The sequence below is a fragment of the Pseudomonas sp. BIGb0164 genome, from assembly GCF_024810135.1.
Classification (GTDB): domain Bacteria; phylum Pseudomonadota; class Gammaproteobacteria; order Pseudomonadales; family Pseudomonadaceae; genus Aquipseudomonas.
Window position 1 is genome coordinate 18904 of the sequence record NZ_JANUEA010000009.1, and the last position, 18537, is coordinate 37440.

Sequence of the window (18537 nt, forward strand, 5' to 3'; positions counted from 1 at the left end):
TATTGGTTTCAAAGACTTTGAGCGTTTTACGCTGTCTTTTTATGACTTTTTAACCCGATCGTGACCGGCGGGTTTCACACCGTTGACCCTGTCGATTCCAACGTTTTTCAGGGGCAGCCAATGGCAAGCATTGGCTGCCCTCTTCGCCCTACGGGTTCCAGTATTTATTGGCCGCCGCGATGGTGGCGAATTCTGTCGCCACCACCTGGCCGATGCCTATCAGCATTGCCGCGTCATTGGCGTACACATCGCGCAAGCGGCCGCGCACCGCCTCGTCGGGTTGGGTGGCCTTGATCACCAGCCGCGCCATCTTGATCGCCAGCTCGCGCCCCTCTTCCGGGGTGGCGGTGATCAGTGAATTGTTCGGTATCAGACTCATCAGGGCGTTCCTCTTATTATCGATGGGGCGATGGCTTACTGCCGACGGCCGAATGAAACAGGGTAGGCGGCGGAACGCGCATTGATCATCGGATCCTGCGGTTCGATGCCGGCCGGCACGTTGTTGGGCAGGAACATCAGGCTTTTCTGCGCGGCGACGTTGTCGGCCACGGCCTGGGTGATTTCAAGCGTGCCCAGTTCTACCACGGGGCGGCTGGCGGGCCAGGCGATGGACGGGTCGTCGAGCTTGTCGCCCTCGGCGGCTTGCTGCACCACCAGTTTGAAACGCACGGCGCCCTTGGCGATGCGCTGCTGGATCTCGTCGCTCAAATAATCCGGCTTGGCCTTGGCGGTTTGCGCCTCGCTGAGGAAGTGGCTGCCGCTGACCGGCAGGAACTGGTAGCGACCGAAGGTGACCTTACCCGCCGCGTTGATGAAGCGGAACGTGTTCACGCCGTAGTACGGCAGCGTGGCGAAGCTTTGCGGCGCCGGTTTAGGTGCGGTGAGGAAGGCCTTGGCCACCGGGTGCGTGCCGAGGTAGCCGTCCAGCGGGGTCGGCTTGGCGACATCCGGGCCGCTGGTGCCCAGGGCAATCAGCAGGTCGCGGAAATCATCGGCCGTAGGCGACGGAAAGCCGTTGAACGAGTGCGCGACGATATCGGTGCTGCCACCGCCCGGCAGGCTGAAACGCACCGCCAAGCCACGTGGGCTGGCCAGGCCGTGGTTGTCCGGAATGTCCGGGATACCGGCGAAGTTGGAGAAACGCACGGTGACCGGCACCGCCGTGGCTTGCAGGTGCGGCGCCTTGCTGATGGCCGCGGCGGCAGGGCTTGGGGTGAAACGGCCTTCGAGCACGGTCCCTTTGGCATGCACCGCACGGGCGCCGGCGTGTTTACCGAAGACGCCGTTCAAGGCGTCCACCAGTTGGGTGGGTGTGGACGATTGCGGTGGGTCTTGCGCCAGGGCGCTGCCTATCAAGGAGAAGGCGAACGGGAGCGCGATCAACAAGCGTTGGGCGTTTTTCATGGGACGGACCTGCGGGTGGGTGGGGGATTTCGGCGAATTCTAATCACCTAACGACAATAATGACAATATGTTTTGTCATTATTGTTTTTCCTCTTCGATCCACGCCGTATGGCGTTATACTCAGCCTCCCTCAAACCCCAGCGAACCGAGCCACTCGTGAGTACCAAAAGTGACATCCTGCACCTCCTCCAGCGCGAGCCACTCACCGTGGTGCAGTTGTGCGAATCCCTGGCAGTCACGCGCAATGCGGTGATCGTGCAGCTCAAGCAACTGGAGGCCGAGGGGCTGGTGCGGCGCAGCAAGGTTCGCCCGCGCAACACAGTGGGCAAACCGCCGGTGGTGTTCGAAGCGGCGCCGGGCAGTGAGGACGTGACGTCCACGGCCTACCAAGTGTTGCTGACCCAATTGCTCGCCACGCTCAAGGATCGCTACGACGTCGACGAACTGGGCGATGTGCTGGAACAGACCGGTCGCCAACTCGCGCAACGTGCCGGCCTGGCCAACCCTGCCACGTTCGACAGCGGCCTGCGCGCCGCCATGGCCGCCGCCGATGCCCTGGGCGCCAGCACTGAGGCCGTGCCGCAAGAAGGCGGCGTGATGGTGCGCAACTTCACCTGCCCGGTGGGCAGCGTGGTGCGCGAAGAACAGTGCGTGTGCCGGGCGATGGCGGCGTTTTTCTCCGAAGCCACGGGGATGCCGGCGAGCGAGCAGTGCCTGCGTGAAGATCGGCTGATTTGCCAGTACTTCATCGAACAACAGCCAGCGACGGCTGAATAAGGCGGTCGGCACCGCCAATCGCAAACATTTCTAAATGTTTCTTCATAAAGCCAAACCGTCATCAAAAAGACACATATCGGGAATTAAATCGTCACGTCTTAGACAGGTGGACCCCTCCACTTACCCCTTCCCTTGAGGTGTTGTCGTGATGTTGCCGACTAAAAAAACGCTGTCTGTTTTGTTGTCCGCCCTGTGCCTGAGCGGCGTGGCCCACGCCACCGACGTGACCGGTGCCGGCTCCAGCTTTGTGTACCCGGTGCTGTCCAAGTGGTCCCAGGACTACAGCAAGAACTCCAGCAACCGCATCAACTACCAGTCGATCGGTTCGGGTGGCGGCATCGCCCAGATCAAGGCGGCCACCGTCGACTTCGGCGCCTCCGACGCCCCGCTGTCGGCCGATGACCTCAAGGCCGGTGGCCTGGGCCAATTCCCCAGCGTGATCGGCGGCATCGTGCCGGTGATGAACGTCGAGGGCGTGGCCGCAGGCCAGCTGAAACTCGACGGCGACACCCTCGCGAAAATCTTCCTCGGTGACATCAAGGCCTGGAACGACCCGGCCATCGCCGCCCTCAACCCGGGCCTGAAACTGCCCAGCGCGAACATCACCGTGGTGCATCGCTCTGACGGTTCGGGCACCTCGTACAACTTCACCAACTACCTGTCCAAAGTCAGTGACAGCTGGAAAACCAAGATCGGTTTCGGCACCACCGTACCCTGGCCAGTGGGTGTGGGCGGCAAAGGCAACGAAGGTGTTTCGGCCTACGTGAAGCAGATCAAGAACTCCATCGGCTTCGTGGAATACGCCTACGCGCTGCAGAACAAAATGACTTTCGCCCAGTTGAAGAACGCTTCGGGCAAATTCGTCGAGCCTAACGCCAAGGCCTTCCAGGCGGCTGCGGACACCGCCGACTGGGCCAGCGCCAAGGACTTCAACCTGATCATGACAGACGCCCCAGGCGAAGGCGCATGGCCAATCACGGCCACCACCTGGATCATCATGTACAAGCAGCCCAAGAATGCTGAGCAAAGCCAGGCGGCGTTCAGCTTCTTCAAGTGGTCGCTGGAAAAAGGTCAACAGCAGGCGGCAGCGTTGGACTACGTAGCACTGCCGGACTCTCTGGTGTCGCGAATCGAAGGTTACTGGAAGTCTGACTTCACCCACTGATTCGCCCTACGACCACCGCCCTCAATCACCTGGGTGATTGAGGGCGACGGTGAGCACATCTGATATGAACGACACCGTCCAACCTCTGGTTATGACTACTCACGCCAGCGACACACACGGCGACCGCCGCGCCGCTCGCGATCAACGCCACGATCTGTGGTTCAAACGCTCGATGTTCGGGGCCGCCATGCTGGTGCTGCTGTTGCTGGCCAGTATCGCGGCCTCGACGCTTTGGGGCGGAGGCCTGGCCTTCCGCACCTTCGGTTTTGACTTCATCACCAGCACCGAGTGGGATGCGGTCAACAACCACTTTGGCGCCGTGGTGCCCATCTACGGCACCCTGGTGACGTCTTTCCTGGCCTTGCTGATTGCGGTGCCGGTGAGTTTTGGCATCGCGATCTTCCTGACAGAAGTGGCACCGCCCTGGCTGAAAATGCCGGTGGCCTCGGCCATCGAGTTACTGGCTGGCATCCCATCGATCATCTACGGCATGTGGGGGCTGTTCGTGTTCGGGCCGTTCATGGCCGAGCACTTGTCCCCGCTGATCAACGACTACCTGGGCGCCCTGCCCTTCGTGGGCTCGCTGTTCCAAGGGCCGCCGTTGGGGATTGGCATGCTGACCGCAGGCATTGTGCTGGCGGTGATGATCATGCCGTTCATCACGTCGGTGATGCATGAAGTGTTTCGCAGCGTGCCGACACAGTTGAAGGAATCGGCCTACGCACTGGGCAGCACGACGTGGGAAGTGGTGTGGGACATCGTCCTGCCCTACACACGCTCGGCGGTGGTCGGCGGCATCTTCCTCGGCCTGGGCCGCGCACTCGGGGAGACCATGGCGGTCACCTTCGTGCTGGGCAACGCGCAGCAATTTTCTGCGTCGTTGCTGATGCCGAGCAGTTCGATTGCGTCGGTCATCGCCAACGAGTTCAGCGAGGCCTACACCGACCTGCACCGCTCCGCGCTGATCGCCCTGGGCTTCCTGCTGTTTATCGTGACCTTTGTCGTGCTGGCATTGGCCCGGCTGCTGCTCATGCGTCTGTCCCGCAAGGAGGGGTTATGAGTCCCAACGAACGCCTCTACCGCAAACGCGCACTCAAAAATGGCGTAGCGATGTTCCTCAGTTGCGCCGCCACGGCCTTTGGCCTGTTGTGGCTGGCGTGGATCCTGCTGACGACCATCATCAACGGGTTTCAAGCACTGAACCTGCGCCTGTTCAGCCAGATGACCCCGCCCCCCGGCACCGAAGGCGGCCTGGCCAACGCGTTTTATGGCAGTGCGCTGATGTCGGTGATTGCCTTGCTGATCGGCACGCCCATCGGCTTGATGGCCGGTATCTGGCTGGCCGAGTTCGCGCGCCATTCACGCCTGGGCACCACGGTGCGGTTCATCAACGACATCCTGCTGTCCGCGCCGTCGATCGTGCTGGGGCTGTTTGTCTACACCGCCGTCATCCTGCCGCTGAACCTGCTGACCAATCACCAGGTGGGGTTTTCCGCCATCGCCGGTGCGCTGGCCTTGGCCCTGCTGGTGATTCCGGTGGTGGTGCGCACCACCGATGAAATGCTCCAGCTGCAACCCTCGACCATGCGCGAAGCGGCGCTGGCCCTGGGTGTGCCGCAATGGAAGTTGACGCTGCAGATCGTGCTGAGGGCGGCCAAGGCCGGTGTGGTGACGGGCATCTTGCTCGCCTTGGCCCGGATCACCGGGGAGACCGCGCCCCTGCTGTTTACCGCCTTCGGCAACCAGTTCTGGAGCAGCAACCTGCTCAAGCCGATCGCCAGTGTCCCCGTGGTCATTTTCCAGTACGCCATGAGCCCGTTCGAAGACTGGCACGCGCTCGCCTGGGCCGGTGCATTGGTCCTGACGTTGTTCGTGCTGCTGCTCAGCCTGGCATCTCGCCTGATCCTTTTACGCAATAGGTCTCACTGATGGACGCCACCGGCATAGATCACGAAAAAACCAAAATCCGCGTGCGTGGGTTGGAGTTTTTCTACAACCACCAGCGCTCCCTGAAATCCATCGACATCGATATCCCGGAAAAACGCATCACCGCCATCATCGGCCCGTCGGGCTGCGGCAAGTCCACGCTGCTGCGCGTGTTCAATCGCATCTACTCGATGTACCCTAAGCAGGAAGCGCGCGGCGAAGTGCTGCTCAATGGCGAGAACATCCTCGCCCCCGGCTATTCGATGAACCGCCTGCGCAGCCACGTCGGCATGGTGTTCCAGAAGCCCGTGCCGTTCCCGATGTCGATCTACGACAACATCGCCTACGCGGTGCGCCATCACGAGAAACTGTCGCGGCGCGAGATGAACGACCGCGTCGAACAGGCCCTGCGCGGTGGCGCGCTGTGGGATGAGGTGAAGGACAAGCTCAACCAGAGCGCCCAGAGCCTCTCAGGCGGCCAGCAGCAGCGTCTGTGCATCGCCCGCACCATCGCGCTGCGCCCGCAGGTATTGCTGCTGGACGAGCCCACGTCGGCACTCGACCCGATCTCGACCGGGCGTATCGAACAATTGATCACCGAGCTGAAGACCCAATACACGGTGATCATCGTGACCCACAACATGCAGCAGGCGGCGCGGGTGTCGGACAACACCGCGTTTATGTTCATGGGGGAGCTGATCGAGTATGGCAATACCGATGAGATCTTCACCAAGCCGACGATGAAGCAGACCGAGGACTACATCACCGGGCGCTTTGGCTGATAGCCGCTCGGCCAAAAAAAACGGGGGAGCCCTTAAGGGGGCTCCCCCGTTGTGTTTTCGCAAGGCAAAAAAAAACCCGGAAATCCTCACTTGCGTGGGCCTTCCGGATTTTCTAAACCGCCAAATATGGTGGGTCGTGTGGGATTCGAACCTACGACCAATTGGTTAAAAGCCAACTGCTCTACCAACTGAGCTAACGACCCGCTGTGTGGTGGCGCGTATAATACTGATTTCTAAGGATTATTCAACACCTTATTTTAAATAAATCAGAAATAACGCGTAGGGTCCGCAATTCCGGCCGCTTGGAAGCCTTCTGCACGCAGTCGGCAGCTATCACATTTCCCACAAGCACGGCCGTCATCGTCTGCCTGATAGCAGGAAACAGTCAGCGAGTAATCGACGCCAAGTCCTACGCCAGCCTTCACGATATCGGACTTACTCAGGTTCTGCAGCGGCGCGAGGATACGGAAGCCCTGCCCCTCTACACCGGCCTTTGTCGCCAGGTTGGCCATGCGCTCGAACGACTCGACGAACTCCGGACGGCAGTCCGGATAGCCCGAATAGTCCACCGCATTCACGCCGATAAAGATGTCACGGGCGTTGAGCACTTCCGCCCAACCCAGGGCCAGGGACAGGAACACGGTGTTGCGCGCTGGCACGTAGGTGATCGGGATGCCTTCGCTCGGCGCTTCCGGCACGTCGATGCTGCTGTCGGTCAATGCGGAGCCGCCGATACCGTTGAGGTTCAGGCCGATCACCTTGTGCTCGATCACACCCATTTCACGGGCGACGCGAGCGGCGGCGTTCAGCTCGGCGCGATGGCGCTGGCCGTAGTCGAAGCTCATGGTGTAGCAGCTGTAGCCTTGTGCCTGGGCCATCGCCACCACGGTGGCGGAGTCGAGGCCACCGGACAACAGGATTACAGCGCGTTTTTGATCAATCGTGGGTTCAGTCATATCAGCGTCCCGGCTCGTCGTTCCAAAGGTATTTGTGTAGCTGCAACTGCAGGCGTACGGGCAGGTTATCGGCAACCACCCAATCGGCCAGGTCCCGTGCGTTCAGGTCGTGATGACTTGGGGAAAACAGCACCTCGCCCGCGCGACGATCCAGGCCATATTGGATCAGCTTGGAGTTCGCCCAGTCGTAGTCTTCACGGGAGCAGATGACGAACTTGACCTGGTCGTTGGCCGTCAACAGCTCGATGTTCTCGTAGCGGTTGCGGTGCGCCTCCTTGGAGCCCGGGGTCTTGAGGTCGACCACCCGGCTCACACGCGGGTCGACCGCGGAGATATCCAGGGCGCCGCTGGTTTCCAGGGAAACCTCGTAACCGGCGTCACACAGCTGCTGGAGCAAAGGGATGGCATTGGGCTGGGCCAGGGGCTCGCCGCCCGTCACACAGACGTAGCGCGGCCGGTAGCTGGCAACCTGCTCCAGGATGTCTTCGAGGGTGCGCACAGTGCCGCCACTGAAGGCGTAGGCGCTATCACAGTATTGGCAACGCAAAGGGCAACCGGTCAGCCGCACAAATACAGTGGGCAGGCCAGCCGTTCGCGTTTCACCCTGTAACGAGTAAAAAACTTCGGTGATGCGTAATGTGTCTTGCATAGTCGCCACGGGCGTAACAGCTAAACAGGCTGTCCGCCTCCGTCAGGCACTTCAAGGGATCCCGCCAACGCGTAAACCCCAGGAAGCGTGTTTCATAAAAGGGCGTGGATTCTAACGAAAAAACCCGCGTCAGGCGCGGGTTTCTTCTAAACGGGCAAGCATCGCTTACAAGCGTTGCAAATCCCGTTGAGCCAACTGGGCAGCGGATGTCCCGGGATACTGGGCCACCACCTGCTGCAGAATGCCTTTGACCTTGTCGGTATGACCCAGGCGGCGCTCTACGTCAGCGAGTTTGTACAGCGAATCCGGCACCTTGGCGTGCTTGGGGTACAGCTGGCTGACCTTGGCAAATGCCTGGCCTGCTGCTTGCAGATCACCCTTGGCCAGGTTCACCTCACCCAACCAGTACTGGGCGTTGCCCGCGTACTGGCTGTTTGGGTATTTGCGCAGGAATGCGGTAAAGGCCTGGCTGGCCTTATCGAAATCCTTGGCTTTGATCAGGTCGAAGGCTGCGTCGTAATACAGCTTTTCCTTCGCCGGATCACCCGGTTCGCTGCTGGCGGCAGGGGCTTGGCTGGCAGCCACGGCCCCTGCTGCGGCACCACCGGCAGCAGCGTTTGGCGCGCCACCGGTAGAAGAATTATCAGGAGTTGCGGCAGGTTGAACGCCGGCTCCAATGCGTCGATCAAGATCCTGGTATCGCTCCAGGCCTTCTTGCTTGAGCTGGTTCACTTGATTCTGCAGTACTTCAATGGCGCCTTGTTGCTGCGCGATTTGATCCTGCATACGTTGCAGCTGGTTGAACAGTTCGCCCTGTGCCGAGGGGGCGGACGTAGCCGCTCCCCCCGCATAGGCGCCGTTCGTGCCATAACCCGCTGGCGGATAACTGCTCCCGCTATTGTTATAGCCAGAGTTGCTATCTTCCACAGGAACCGCAGCCCACACCGCAAGCGGTGCGAGGCTGAGAGCCAATACAGTTAGAGCACGACGGCACGTTCGCATGACGAATTACTTACGCAGTTCGACGCGACGGTTCTGAGCCCAGGACTGCTCGTCGTGGCCAGTAGCAACTGGACGCTCTTTACCGTAGGAAACCAGTTCCAGTTGGCCTGGAGCAACACCTTGCAGTACCAGGTAGCGCTGAACGGCTTTCGCACGACGCTCGCCCAGTGCCATGTTGTACTCACGAGTACCACGTTCGTCGGTGTTACCTTCCAGAACAACGCGAGCGCCGTTAGCTTTCAGGTCCTTCGCGTGAACGTCCAGAGCGCGCATGGCTTCTGGCTTCAGGTCCGAACTGTCGTATTCGAAGTAGAAAGTGGTGATAGCGCGCAGAGCAGCTTCTTCGCTCAGGGAGCCGTCAACTGCACCAGTGTTAGCGCCGTAACCAGCGTTTGGATCAACAGCTGCGCCTTCACCGGCATTGTCGCCGCCTTTAGACGAGCAACCAACGGCTACGGACAGAGCCAGAGCCAGAGCAGCAAACTTACCAAACTTCAGCATTTCCATCGTGAAACTCCTAATGAACCCCAGTGTGTTAAGCAAATCTTTTTGTAGCGCCGCGTCAGTTCAGGTAAGGGGACCAGGATGGTTCTCTGACTTCGCCTTGAGCGGTAGGAAGTGGGAGCCTTACACGTCCATTAATGGACACGAGCATCAAGACTCCCCGGCCCTGCTGGCGGGTGGCGTAGATTACCATGGTGCCGTTGGGCGCAACAGTGGCTGACTCATCAAGGTTGGTATCTGTAAGGATTTTTACCGTTCCACGCTGCAAATCCTGGGCCGCAACCCGGAAATTAGTGAAACCATCCTGACGGTGAATCATTACCAACGTCTTTTCATCGGCCGAAAGTTTAGGGTTGGCGTTGTAGTTACCAATAAAAGTAACACGCTCCGCACCACCACCATTCACATTAGCCTTGTAGACCTGTGGCTTGCCGCCTCGGTCAGAGGTGAAGTAAATGGTCGAACCATCCTTGCCCCAGAACGGTTCGGTGTTGATGCCCGGGCCGCTGGTTGCACGCGTGATCTGGCGCGTGGCCATGTTCATCACGTAGATATCCGGGTTGCCGTCCTTGGACAGCACGAACGCCAGGCGCGAACCATCCGGCGACCAGGCAGGCGCGCCGTTGAGGCCTTCGAAGTTGGTGATCTGCTCACGACGGCCAGTATCGATGTGCTGGACGAAGATACGCGGACGCTTCTGTTCGAAAGACACGTAGGCAATACGCTTGCCGTCCGGCGCAAAGCGCGGCGACAGGATTGGCTCACGGGATTGCAGCAAGGTCACGGCACGGGCGCCGTCGTAGTCCGAACGCTGCAAAGTGTAACGAGTGTTGTCTACAGAGAAACGCTCAGCCGTAACGTACAGCAGGCGTGTCGAGAACGCACCCTTGATACCGGTGAGTTTTTCAAACGACTGGTCCGAAATGTAGTGGGCCATGTCGCGAATCTGCTCGGCGGTACCCGAGACGCTGCCGGTCAGGACCTGCTGCTCGGTGGCCACGTTGAACAGCGTGTACTGGATCTGCAGGCGACCGCCGGCTGGCACGATGTTGCCCACCATCAGGTACTGCGCGCCCACGGCTTTCCAGTCGCGGAAGATGACTTCGCTGGCCTGGGTCGGCTGGCTGATCATGTTGCCTTTGTCGATTGGCGCGTAGTAACCGGAGTTGCGCAGGTCGTCGCTGACGATCTGGGCCATGTCGTCCGGCAGCACGCTGCCGCCCTGCCAGCCAAACGGTACGACGGCAATCGGGGTGGCCCGATCGCTGCCGCTGGTGACCAGGATGTTCTTTTCATCCGCCGCCGCTATCCCTGCCATACAGCAAATAACGACAAGCATTCCTCGAAGAATGTTTCTCACGGGGCTAGATCCTCAGGTGTGAATGTCATCTTGAATGAACGATAGGGAGCGAAGTCACTTGGTTTCATTCCCTGCATCTCGGTCAACCGGCCAATGTTCTTGACCGCTGCAACCGCCGAACTGTCGAACGATCCATCGCCACTGGAACTGGCCACGCCGACCGAAGCCACCGTACCGTCCGGCAACATACCGATCTGCAGTACCACTTTCATGCCTTTGCGTGCCGAAGGTGGACGTGTCCAGCCTTCTGCTGCCCGCGCTCGAATCAGGTCGTCGAAACTGCCCGCGACTTGATCGCCCTGCTCATCGGCCAAGGCTTGCTGACGCTGCGGCGTGTCGGAGAGCAAGTCTGCCAAGGCCTGGGCCTTTTTCTCTTCGGCGGATTTGCGCGCTGCTTCCTGGGCCTTTTTCTTGGTGGCGTCGGCGGCAGCTTTCTTCTTCGCGTCGTCGGCGATTTTCTTCTTCGCCTCGTCTGCTTCAGCTTTTTTCTTGGCGTCTTCGGCGGCTTTCTTCTTCGCGTCTTCGACTATCTTTTTCTTGGCGTCTTCAGCGGCCTTTTTCTTGGCCTCTTCTTCGGCAGCTTTCTTCGCTTCGTCTTCGGCTTTCTTCTTGGCTATATCAGCCAATTGTTTCTCTTCGGCCTTTTTCGCTTCGGCAGCTTTCTCGGCTTTCTTGGCTTCATCAGCCTTTTTCGCCTCGTCGGCCTTCTTCGCTTCGTCAGCCTTTTTCGCTTCCTCGGCCTTTTGAGCCGCCTCTTCTTTCTTTTGTTCCGCAGCAGCCTTCACCGCTTCCTGCTCGACCTTCTTCTGTTCCATCTGCTCGACTTCAGTCTGGCGCGCAGCCGACTTCTGGGCCTCACCCGCAATCTTCTGATTGGTCTGGGTGGTGGCCTGGCTCTTCGATTTCAGCTGATACAGGGTCGCCTGCACGATCGGCTTGGCTGGCGGCAGGTCCGGAGTCATGGCAAAGCTGACAAACAGCATGCCAAACACCAAGACGTGCAGGGCAATTGCCCAGACGCTAGGCCAGAAGTAGCTTTCCGAGGCGGACGGCTCTCGCTGTTGCTGCATCAGGGCGCCTCGGTAATCAAGCCAACGTTACCCACGCCGGCCTTCTGCAGCCCGCCCATGGCGCCCATGACGGAGCCGTAGTCGACCGCCTTGTCACCGCGGATGAAGACCTGGGTGTGCTTGCCGCCTTCGTTGCCGGAGCGAATGATCTTGGTCACCGCATCGGTCATCGCCGGCAAGGTCAGCGCCTTGTCCTGCTGCTTCTGAGTGTCGACTTCGCTGCCAAGGTTCCAGTAATAGGTCTTGTCGGACTTGATCGAAATGGTCAGCACCTGGGTGTTGTTGTCCTGGGGCAAGGCTTCGCTGGAAACCTTGGGCAGGTCAACCTTCACACCCTGGTTGAGCATCGGCGCGGTCACCATGAAGATCACCAGCAGCACCAGCATCACGTCGATGTAAGGCACTACGTTCATCTCGGCGACCGGCTTGCGCTTGGTGCGTGCTCGAGTGATTAAAGCCATCGGGAAATACCTGCTTATTCTTCGCTGGTGTGCACTTTACGGTGCAGGATCGCCTGGAATTCGTCGGCGAAGGTGTAGTAACGGCCAATCAGGTTTTCGCCACGGGCGGCAAAACGGTTGTAGGCGATTACTGCGGGGATGGCAGCGAACAGGCCGATCGCGGTGGCGATCAGGGCTTCGGCGATACCCGGGGCCACGGTGGCCAGGGTCGCTTGCTGGGCCTGGGCCAGGCCACGGAAGGAGTTCATGATGCCCCATACGGTACCGAACAGGCCGATGTACGGGCTCACGGAACCGACGGTAGCGAGGAACGGCAGGCTCTGCTCCAGCTTCTCTTCTTCGCGGGAGATGGCAACGCGCATGGCACGGGCCACGCCCTCCATGACCGCTTCCGGGTCAACACCAGGCTGCTGGCGCAGACGGGAGAATTCCTTGAAGCCGGCGCGGAAGATCTGCTCGACGCCCGAATCCGGGTCCGGGTTGCTGCCGGCCTGGCGATACAGCTTGGACAGGTCGATCCCCGACCAGAAGCGCTCCTCGAAGCTCTCCAGGGCACGTCGACCGGCACGCAGCAGGTTGCTGCGCTGAAAAATCATGACCCAAGAGGTAACCGATGCGGCTACCAGGGTCAGCATGACCAGTTGAACCACGACACTGGCATTGCTGACCAGGCTCCACATGGAGGAATGGTCGACGACGGTAGGTTCCACGCTAAATCTCCTGCTTTGATTGTTTACCCGCGCCGCTTACGTCGGCAAAGGCCGCACGTAGAGCTTCGGGAATGGCCCGGGGTTTCAAACTATTGGTGCGCACACAGGCCACCAGGAACTGCCCCTCACAGAGCAGCGTTGCATCCGTCGCCCGCCTGACCTGCTGTTTGAAGCGCAGGCTGACACGGTTCAATTCGATTACTTCAGCGCTGACCAACAATTCGTCGTCCAGCCGCGCCGGCGCGTGATACCGCGCCTCGCTGGAATGCACGACAAATAACAGGTCCTCCCCTGCCAGCTGGGATTGGGCAAAGCCCAGCTCCCGTAGCCGCTCGGTTCGAGCCCGCTCCATGAACTTGAGGTAGTTGACGTAATACACGATGCCGCCCGCATCGGTGTCCTCGTAATAAACGCGACAGCGATGTGCGAACGACTGATCCCCGTTTTGCGCGCGCATACTCTAGTGCTTACTCCTCAGGTTGCCAATCCGGCTGGGCAACTGTTTTTTCATCCATCGAAACATTTCCAGTCACTGAGTGACGACACCAGCCACTAGGACAGCACAAACTTCAGATAAATCGACTGGCGTGACCTTTTTAATCGTCCACTGCATCGAGGAATTCGTCTACCACGGGCATCTCACCCAATCGTGACGGAATGTTTAACCCAAAGTGCAAATAGGCATGGCGCGTCACCACTCGCCCCCTTGGCGTGCGCATGATGTAACCCTGCTGGATCAGGTAAGGCTCCAGCACGTCCTCGATGGTATGACGCTCCTCGCTGATGGCCGCCGCCAGGCTGTCCACACCCACCGGGCCACCGTCGAACTTCTCGATCATGGTCAGCAGCAGGCGTCGGTCCTGGTGATCGAAGCCGTGCTCGTCCACGTCCAGCAGGTTCAAGGCCAGGTCGGCCACGGCCTTGGTGATGTGCCCCTTGGCCCGCACTTCGGCAAAGTCGCGCACACGGCGCAGCAAACGGTTTGCAATTCGCGGCGTGCCACGGGCGCGGCGGGCGATTTCAAACGCGCCTTCAGGGTCCAGCGGCAAACCGAGGATGCCCGCCGAGCGGCTGACAATGGTCGCCAGGTCGCCGGTGCTATAGAACTCTAGACGTTGAACAATGCCGAAACGGTCTCGCAACGGGTTGGTCAGCATGCCCGCACGGGTTGTGGCCCCCACCAGGGTGAACGGCGGCAGGTCGAGCTTGATCGAGCGCGCGGCAGGGCCTTCGCCGATCATGATGTCGAGCTGGAAGTCTTCCATGGCCGGGTACAGCACTTCTTCGACGATGGGCGAGAGCCGGTGGATCTCGTCGATAAACAGCACGTCATGGGGTTCAAGGTTGGTCAGCAGCGCCGCCAGGTCGCCCGGACGCTCCAGCACCGGACCGGAAGTGGACTTGATCGACACCCCCATTTCCTGGGCGATGATGTTGGCCAGGGTGGTCTTGCCCAGGCCAGGCGGGCCGAAGATCAACGTATGGTCCAGGGACTCACTGCGCCCGCGCGCCGCCTGGATGAACAACTCCATCTGCTCGCGCACGGTGGGCTGACCGATGTAGTCGGCCAGGCTCAGGGGACGGATGGCCCGGTCCTGGATTTCTTCGCGGTCGCGTGGGCCGGTGGCCGCGATCAGACGATCAGCTTCAATCACTTAAATCATTCCCTTCAGGGCTCGGCGGATCATGTCTTCGCTGCTCAGGTTCTTGTCCTTGATGGCCGACACGGCCTTGCTGGCCTCCTGCGGCTTGTAGCCCAGGGAGATCAGCGCGCTGACCGCATCACTTTCGGCACTGGCCACCTGGCTTGCCGGCATATCCGGCTGGTTCGGCACCAGGGCAAACATGCTCGGCGCGACTTCCCAGGCCTTGAAGCGGTCCTTGAGTTCCACCAGCAGGCGCTCGGCGGTCTTCTTGCCGACACCCGGCACCTTGGTCAGGGCCGAGGTGTCCTGGGCGGAAACCGCACGCACCAGCTCATCCACTTCCAGGCTCGACATCAACGCCAGGGCCAGCTTGGGCCCCACGCCGTTGAGGCGGATCAGCTCACGAAAGAAGTCACGGTCACGCTTGCCAATGAAACCATAGAGCAATTGCGCATCTTCGCGCACAACGAGGTGGGTATGCAGGGTCAGCGGCTCGCCGACTGACGGAAGGCGATACAGGGTGGTCATAGGCACTTCCAGCTCATAGCCCAACCCATTCACATCCAGAATCAGGTGCGGCGGCTGTTTCTCAGCCAGGGTGCCGCGCAAGCGTCCAATCACGGTTCGAATCCTTAAAGCGTAGGGTCAGATCAAGGCCTGACCGGAAAAAACGATTGCGCTGATGCTATCAGAGACGCAGCCGCCCGCCACGACTGCGTGCAGTGCCCAAGCCGTGAGGCAACAGGCTGGAGCGGGTATGGGCGTGGCAAATGGCGATGGCCAGGGCGTCGGAGGCGTCGATTTGCGGTTTGGCGGTGAGCTTGAGCATGTGCATGACCATCATCTGCACCTGCTCCTTGTTGGCTGCACCGGTGCCGACCACGGCCTGCTTGACCTGGGTCGCGGTGTATTCGGCAATCTCCATGCCCTCCTCGGCCCCGGCCACGATGGCCGCGCCACGGGCCTGGCCAAGCTTCAGCGCGGAGTCGGCATTTTTGGCCATGAACACCTTTTCGATGCCCATGGTGACCGGCCCGTAGGTCTGGATCACTTCCCGTACACCGCGATAGACGATCTGCAGGCGCTCGGCCAACTCGCCTGCGCCGGTGCGGATGCAGCCCGAAGCGACGTAGATGCAGCCGCGAGGGGTTTGTTGCACCACGCCAAAACCGGTGATGCGCGAACCGGGGTCGATACCTAGGATTAAAGTCATAACGCCTGCGGGTTGGGTAAACACAATTTCTGCTACAAAGAAGATCCAATGTGGGAGCGGGCTGCCCGCGAAGACGGTGGATCAGCCAATATTTTCAGCGACTGGTACACCGCATTCGCGGGCAAGCCCGCTCCCACATTTTGATCTACGTCTGGCCTCAGCTTAGCTGTGCGGCGACTTCTTCCGGGATATCGGCATTCGAATACACGTTCTGCACATCATCCAGGTCTTCGAGCATATCCAGCATCTTCAGCACTTTCTGCGCGCCATCCAGGTCCAGCTCGGCGCTTGTGGTCGGCAGCATCACGATTTCCGCGTCTGTGCCTTTGAACCCGGCCGCTTCCAGCGCGTTACGCACGGCGTAGAAGCTGGCAAACGAGGTAAACACGTCGATTGAGCCATCTTCGTTGGTCACCACGTCATCGGCATCAGCTTCCATGGCCGCTTCCATCAGCGCGTCTTCGTCCGTACCCGGGGCGAAGGAGATCTGCCCCTTGCGCTCGAACAGATAGGCCACCGAACCGTCGGTGCCGAGGTTACCGCCGCACTTGCTGAACGCATGGCGCACGGCCGCTGCGGTGCGGTTGCGGTTGTCGGTCATGCACTCGACCATCACCGCCACGCCACCCGGGCCGTAGCCTTCGTAGCTCAGCTCGACCATGTCGTCGGTGTCGGCAGCACCGGCACCACGGGCCACGGCGCGATCGATGATGTCGCGGCTCATGTTCGCGCCCAGGGCCTTGTCCAGCGCCAGGCGCAGACGCGGGTTGGAACCCGGGTCACCACCACCCTGGCGGGCGGCGACGGTCAGTTCGCGGATCCACTTAGTGAAAATCTTGCCTTTCTTGGCATCCTGACGCTCTTTGCGGTGCTTGATGTTCGCCCACTTGGAATGGCCAGCCATAACACAACTCCGAAATTCTGTAGAAACCTTGATCAACCCCGCCCCAGGCGGGAGGTAGTCCTTTAACGCAAAGGCGCATCCGAAGATGCGCCCTTTTAGACTGCGTAAACCTCAGTGCGCTTTCACGCAGTGGCCTTACTCAGCCTTTGGCGTCTCACGCAGACGGATGTGCAGTTCGCGCAAGGCCTTGGCATCCACCACGCCCGGAGCCTGGGTCATGACGTCCGCAGCACTCTGGGTTTTCGGGAAGGCGATCACTTCACGGATCGACTGGGCGCCGGTCATCAGCATCACCAGACGGTCCAGGCCAAACGCCAGGCCACCGTGCGGCGGTGCGCCGTACTTCAGGGCGTCGAGCAGGAAGCCGAATTTCTCTTCCTGTTCCGCTTCGTTGATACCCAACAGGCGGAATACCGCTTGCTGCATCTCTTTACGGTGGATACGGATCGAACCGCCACCCAGTTCAGTGCCGTTGAGCACCATGTCGTAGGCACGGGACAACGCGCCAGCCGGGTTGGCTTCCAGCTCGGCCGGGGAGCACTTCGGCGCGGTGAACGGGTGGTGCAGGGCGCTGAAGCTGCCGTCGTCGTTCTCTTCGAACATCGGGAAGTCAACGACCCACATCGGGGCCCATTCGCAGGTCAGCAGGTTCAGGTCGTGACCCAGCTTGATGCGCAGCGCGCCCAGGGCTTCGCTGACGATCTTGGCCTTGTCGGCACCGAAGAACACGATGTCGCCGTCGACTGCACCGACGCGGTCGAGGATCGCGTTCAGGTTGTCCAGCGGGATGTTTTTCACGATCGGCGATTGCAGGCCGTCAATGCCGTTGGCGCGCTCGTTGACCTTGATGTACGCCAGGCCCTTGGCACCGTAGATGCCGACGAACTTGGTGTAGTCGTCGATCTGCTTGCGCGGCATGCTCGCGCCACCTGGCACGCGCAGGGCGGCAATGCGGCATTTAGGGTCGTTGGCCGGGCCGCTGAACACCTTGAACTCGACTTCCTTGAGCTGGTCGGCCACGTCCACCAGTTCCAGCGGGTTACGCAGGTCTGGCTTGTCGGAACCGTAGCGGCGCATGGCTTCTTCGAAGGTCATGTGCGGGAAATCACCGAACTCCAGGTTCAGTACTTCCTTGAACAGGTTGCGGATCATCTGCTCGGTCAGGCCCATGATCTCTTTTTCATCGAGGAAGCTGGTCTCGATGTCGATCTGGGTGAATTCCGGCTGGCGGTCGGCGCGCAGGTCTTCGTCGCGGAAGCACTTGGCGATCTGGTAGTAACGGTCGAAGCCGGCCACCATCAGCAATTGCTTGAACAGCTGCGGCGATTGCGGCAGGGCGAAGAACGAACCGGCGTGAGTACGGCTCGGCACCAGGTAGTCACGCGCGCCTTCCGGGGTGGCCCGGGTCAGGATCGGCGTTTCCACGTCCAGGAAGCCGTTTTCGTCGAGGAAACGGCGGATGCTGGTGGTCATGCGCGAACGCAGGCGCAGCTTCTCGGCCATTTCCGGACGACGCAGGTCCAGGAAGCGGTAGCGCAGGCGAGTTTCCTCACCGACGTCGGAGAATTCGTTGAGTGGGAACGGCGGGGTTTCCGACTCGTTCAGCACTTCCAGCTCATAGCCCAGCACTTCGATGCCGCCGGACGCCATGTTCTTGTTCACGGCACCGGCCGGACGCAGGCGAACCTTGCCGGTGATCTTCACGACGTATTCGCTGCGCACGCGGTCGGCAGCGGCGAAGCTTTCGGCGCGGTCCGGGTCGAACACCACCTGGGCCAGACCATCACGATCACGGATATCGAGGAAAATCACCCCGCCGTGGTCGCGGCGACGGTGAACCCATCCGCAAAGGGTGATTTCCTGACCTTCCAGGGTCTCGTTCAGTTGGCCGCAATAGTGGCTGCGCATCATGGTAGTGGTTTCACTTCTCGTAATTCGAAATTCGGTGGAGGCCTGCCTCGTCACCGTACATTAAAGCAGGGGACGGATAATGCAGGAGCCTGCGCGT

Annotated in this window: 21 protein-coding genes and 1 tRNA gene; 5 read left to right on the forward strand and 17 right to left on the reverse strand. The window is 60.4% G+C overall.

The window, feature by feature from the left end:
• Positions 1-148: 148 nt before the first annotated feature.
• Together M2394_RS22375 and M2394_RS22380 are read right to left on the reverse strand one after the other, a co-directional pair.
• Positions 149-379 carry a hexameric tyrosine-coordinated heme protein gene (locus M2394_RS22375; RefSeq protein WP_259174635.1) on the reverse strand — a complete coding sequence of 77 codons (231 nt, stop codon included), beginning with the start codon at positions 377-379 and terminating at the stop codon, positions 149-151.
• 35 nt (positions 380-414) lie between these two features.
• The gene (locus M2394_RS22380; protein WP_259174636.1) at positions 415-1404 is read right to left on the reverse strand and encodes a catalase family peroxidase; all 990 of its coding nucleotides are present in this window, start codon (positions 1402-1404) and stop codon (positions 415-417) included.
• Positions 1405-1560: 156 nt separating this feature from the next.
• Here M2394_RS22380 and M2394_RS22385 point away from each other — a divergent pair, with 156 nt between their 5' ends.
• The 5 genes from M2394_RS22385 (at position 1561) to pstB (ending at position 6054) form a co-directional block, all read left to right on the forward strand.
• Positions 1561-2181, forward strand: coding sequence for a metalloregulator ArsR/SmtB family transcription factor (locus M2394_RS22385; protein WP_259174637.1), 621 nt, complete (start codon positions 1561-1563; stop codon positions 2179-2181).
• Between the two features lie 148 nt (positions 2182-2329).
• The gene (pstS, locus tag M2394_RS22390) at positions 2330-3346 is read left to right on the forward strand and encodes a phosphate ABC transporter substrate-binding protein PstS (RefSeq protein ID WP_178921814.1); all 1017 of its coding nucleotides are present in this window, start codon (positions 2330-2332) and stop codon (positions 3344-3346) included.
• A gap of 64 nt (positions 3347-3410) precedes the next feature.
• Positions 3411-4406, forward strand: coding sequence for a phosphate ABC transporter permease subunit PstC (gene pstC / locus M2394_RS22395; protein ID WP_176994412.1), 996 nt, complete (start codon positions 3411-3413; stop codon positions 4404-4406).
• Entirely contained in the window at positions 4403-5275 is an 873-nt protein-coding gene (pstA, locus tag M2394_RS22400) for a phosphate ABC transporter permease PstA (protein WP_178921813.1), read from the forward strand. Before pstC ends, pstA begins: the two co-directional genes overlap by 4 nt.
• Positions 5275-6054 carry a phosphate ABC transporter ATP-binding protein PstB gene (pstB, locus tag M2394_RS22405; RefSeq protein WP_178921811.1) on the forward strand — a complete coding sequence of 260 codons (780 nt, stop codon included), beginning with the start codon at positions 5275-5277 and terminating at the stop codon, positions 6052-6054. Before pstA ends, pstB begins: the two co-directional genes overlap by 1 nt.
• Before the next feature lie 127 nt (positions 6055-6181).
• Here the strand turns inward: pstB and M2394_RS22410 are convergent.
• From M2394_RS22410 to aspS, 15 genes are all read right to left on the reverse strand, one after another.
• Positions 6182-6257: transfer RNA gene (locus tag M2394_RS22410), tRNA-Lys, on the reverse strand.
• Positions 6258-6320: 63 nt separating this feature from the next.
• A complete protein-coding gene (gene queC, locus M2394_RS22415; protein ID WP_259174787.1) occupies positions 6321-6995 on the reverse strand; it encodes a 7-cyano-7-deazaguanine synthase QueC in 675 nt (224 codons plus the stop codon).
• A gap of 16 nt (positions 6996-7011) precedes the next feature.
• Positions 7012-7659 (reverse strand): 7-carboxy-7-deazaguanine synthase QueE, encoded by a 648-nt coding sequence (gene queE, locus M2394_RS22420; protein WP_176994303.1) that lies wholly within the window; start codon positions 7657-7659, stop codon positions 7012-7014.
• 165 nt (positions 7660-7824) lie between these two features.
• Positions 7825-8661 carry a tol-pal system protein YbgF gene (gene ybgF / locus M2394_RS22425; RefSeq protein ID WP_178921807.1) on the reverse strand — a complete coding sequence of 279 codons (837 nt, stop codon included), beginning with the start codon at positions 8659-8661 and terminating at the stop codon, positions 7825-7827.
• A 6-nt stretch (positions 8662-8667) separates the two neighbouring features.
• The gene (gene pal / locus M2394_RS22430) at positions 8668-9168 is read right to left on the reverse strand and encodes a peptidoglycan-associated lipoprotein Pal (RefSeq protein ID WP_003209827.1); all 501 of its coding nucleotides are present in this window, start codon (positions 9166-9168) and stop codon (positions 8668-8670) included.
• 55 nt (positions 9169-9223) lie between these two features.
• On the reverse strand, positions 9224-10504 hold the full coding sequence (gene tolB / locus M2394_RS22435; RefSeq protein WP_178921805.1) for a Tol-Pal system beta propeller repeat protein TolB: 1281 nt from the start codon (positions 10502-10504) through the stop codon (positions 9224-9226).
• A 17-nt stretch (positions 10505-10521) separates the two neighbouring features.
• Positions 10522-11595: a cell envelope integrity protein TolA gene (gene tolA / locus M2394_RS22440; RefSeq protein ID WP_178921803.1), complete on the reverse strand. Its 1074-nt coding sequence runs from the start codon at positions 11593-11595 to the stop codon at positions 10522-10524.
• Positions 11595-12047, reverse strand: coding sequence for a protein TolR (gene tolR, locus M2394_RS22445; RefSeq protein WP_161634127.1), 453 nt, complete (start codon positions 12045-12047; stop codon positions 11595-11597). Before tolR ends, tolA begins: the two co-directional genes overlap by 1 nt.
• A 23-nt stretch (positions 12048-12070) precedes the next feature.
• Entirely contained in the window at positions 12071-12766 is a 696-nt protein-coding gene (gene tolQ / locus M2394_RS22450; RefSeq protein ID WP_010208111.1) for a protein TolQ, read from the reverse strand.
• 1 nt (position 12767) lies between these two features.
• Positions 12768-13223 carry a tol-pal system-associated acyl-CoA thioesterase gene (ybgC, locus tag M2394_RS22455; RefSeq protein ID WP_015885610.1) on the reverse strand — a complete coding sequence of 152 codons (456 nt, stop codon included), beginning with the start codon at positions 13221-13223 and terminating at the stop codon, positions 12768-12770.
• A 139-nt stretch (positions 13224-13362) separates the two neighbouring features.
• The gene (gene ruvB / locus M2394_RS22460) at positions 13363-14421 is read right to left on the reverse strand and encodes a Holliday junction branch migration DNA helicase RuvB (RefSeq protein ID WP_176994308.1); all 1059 of its coding nucleotides are present in this window, start codon (positions 14419-14421) and stop codon (positions 13363-13365) included.
• Positions 14422-15033 carry a Holliday junction branch migration protein RuvA gene (ruvA, locus tag M2394_RS22465; protein WP_178921801.1) on the reverse strand — a complete coding sequence of 204 codons (612 nt, stop codon included), beginning with the start codon at positions 15031-15033 and terminating at the stop codon, positions 14422-14424.
• 67 nt (positions 15034-15100) lie between these two features.
• On the reverse strand, positions 15101-15625 hold the full coding sequence (ruvC, locus tag M2394_RS22470; RefSeq protein ID WP_065908840.1) for a crossover junction endodeoxyribonuclease RuvC: 525 nt from the start codon (positions 15623-15625) through the stop codon (positions 15101-15103).
• 157 nt (positions 15626-15782) lie between these two features.
• The gene (locus M2394_RS22475) at positions 15783-16529 is read right to left on the reverse strand and encodes a YebC/PmpR family DNA-binding transcriptional regulator (protein WP_178921799.1); all 747 of its coding nucleotides are present in this window, start codon (positions 16527-16529) and stop codon (positions 15783-15785) included.
• 135 nt (positions 16530-16664) lie between these two features.
• A complete protein-coding gene (aspS, locus tag M2394_RS22480) occupies positions 16665-18440 on the reverse strand; it encodes an aspartate--tRNA ligase (RefSeq protein ID WP_178921798.1) in 1776 nt (591 codons plus the stop codon).
• Positions 18441-18537: the final 97 nt, after the last annotated feature.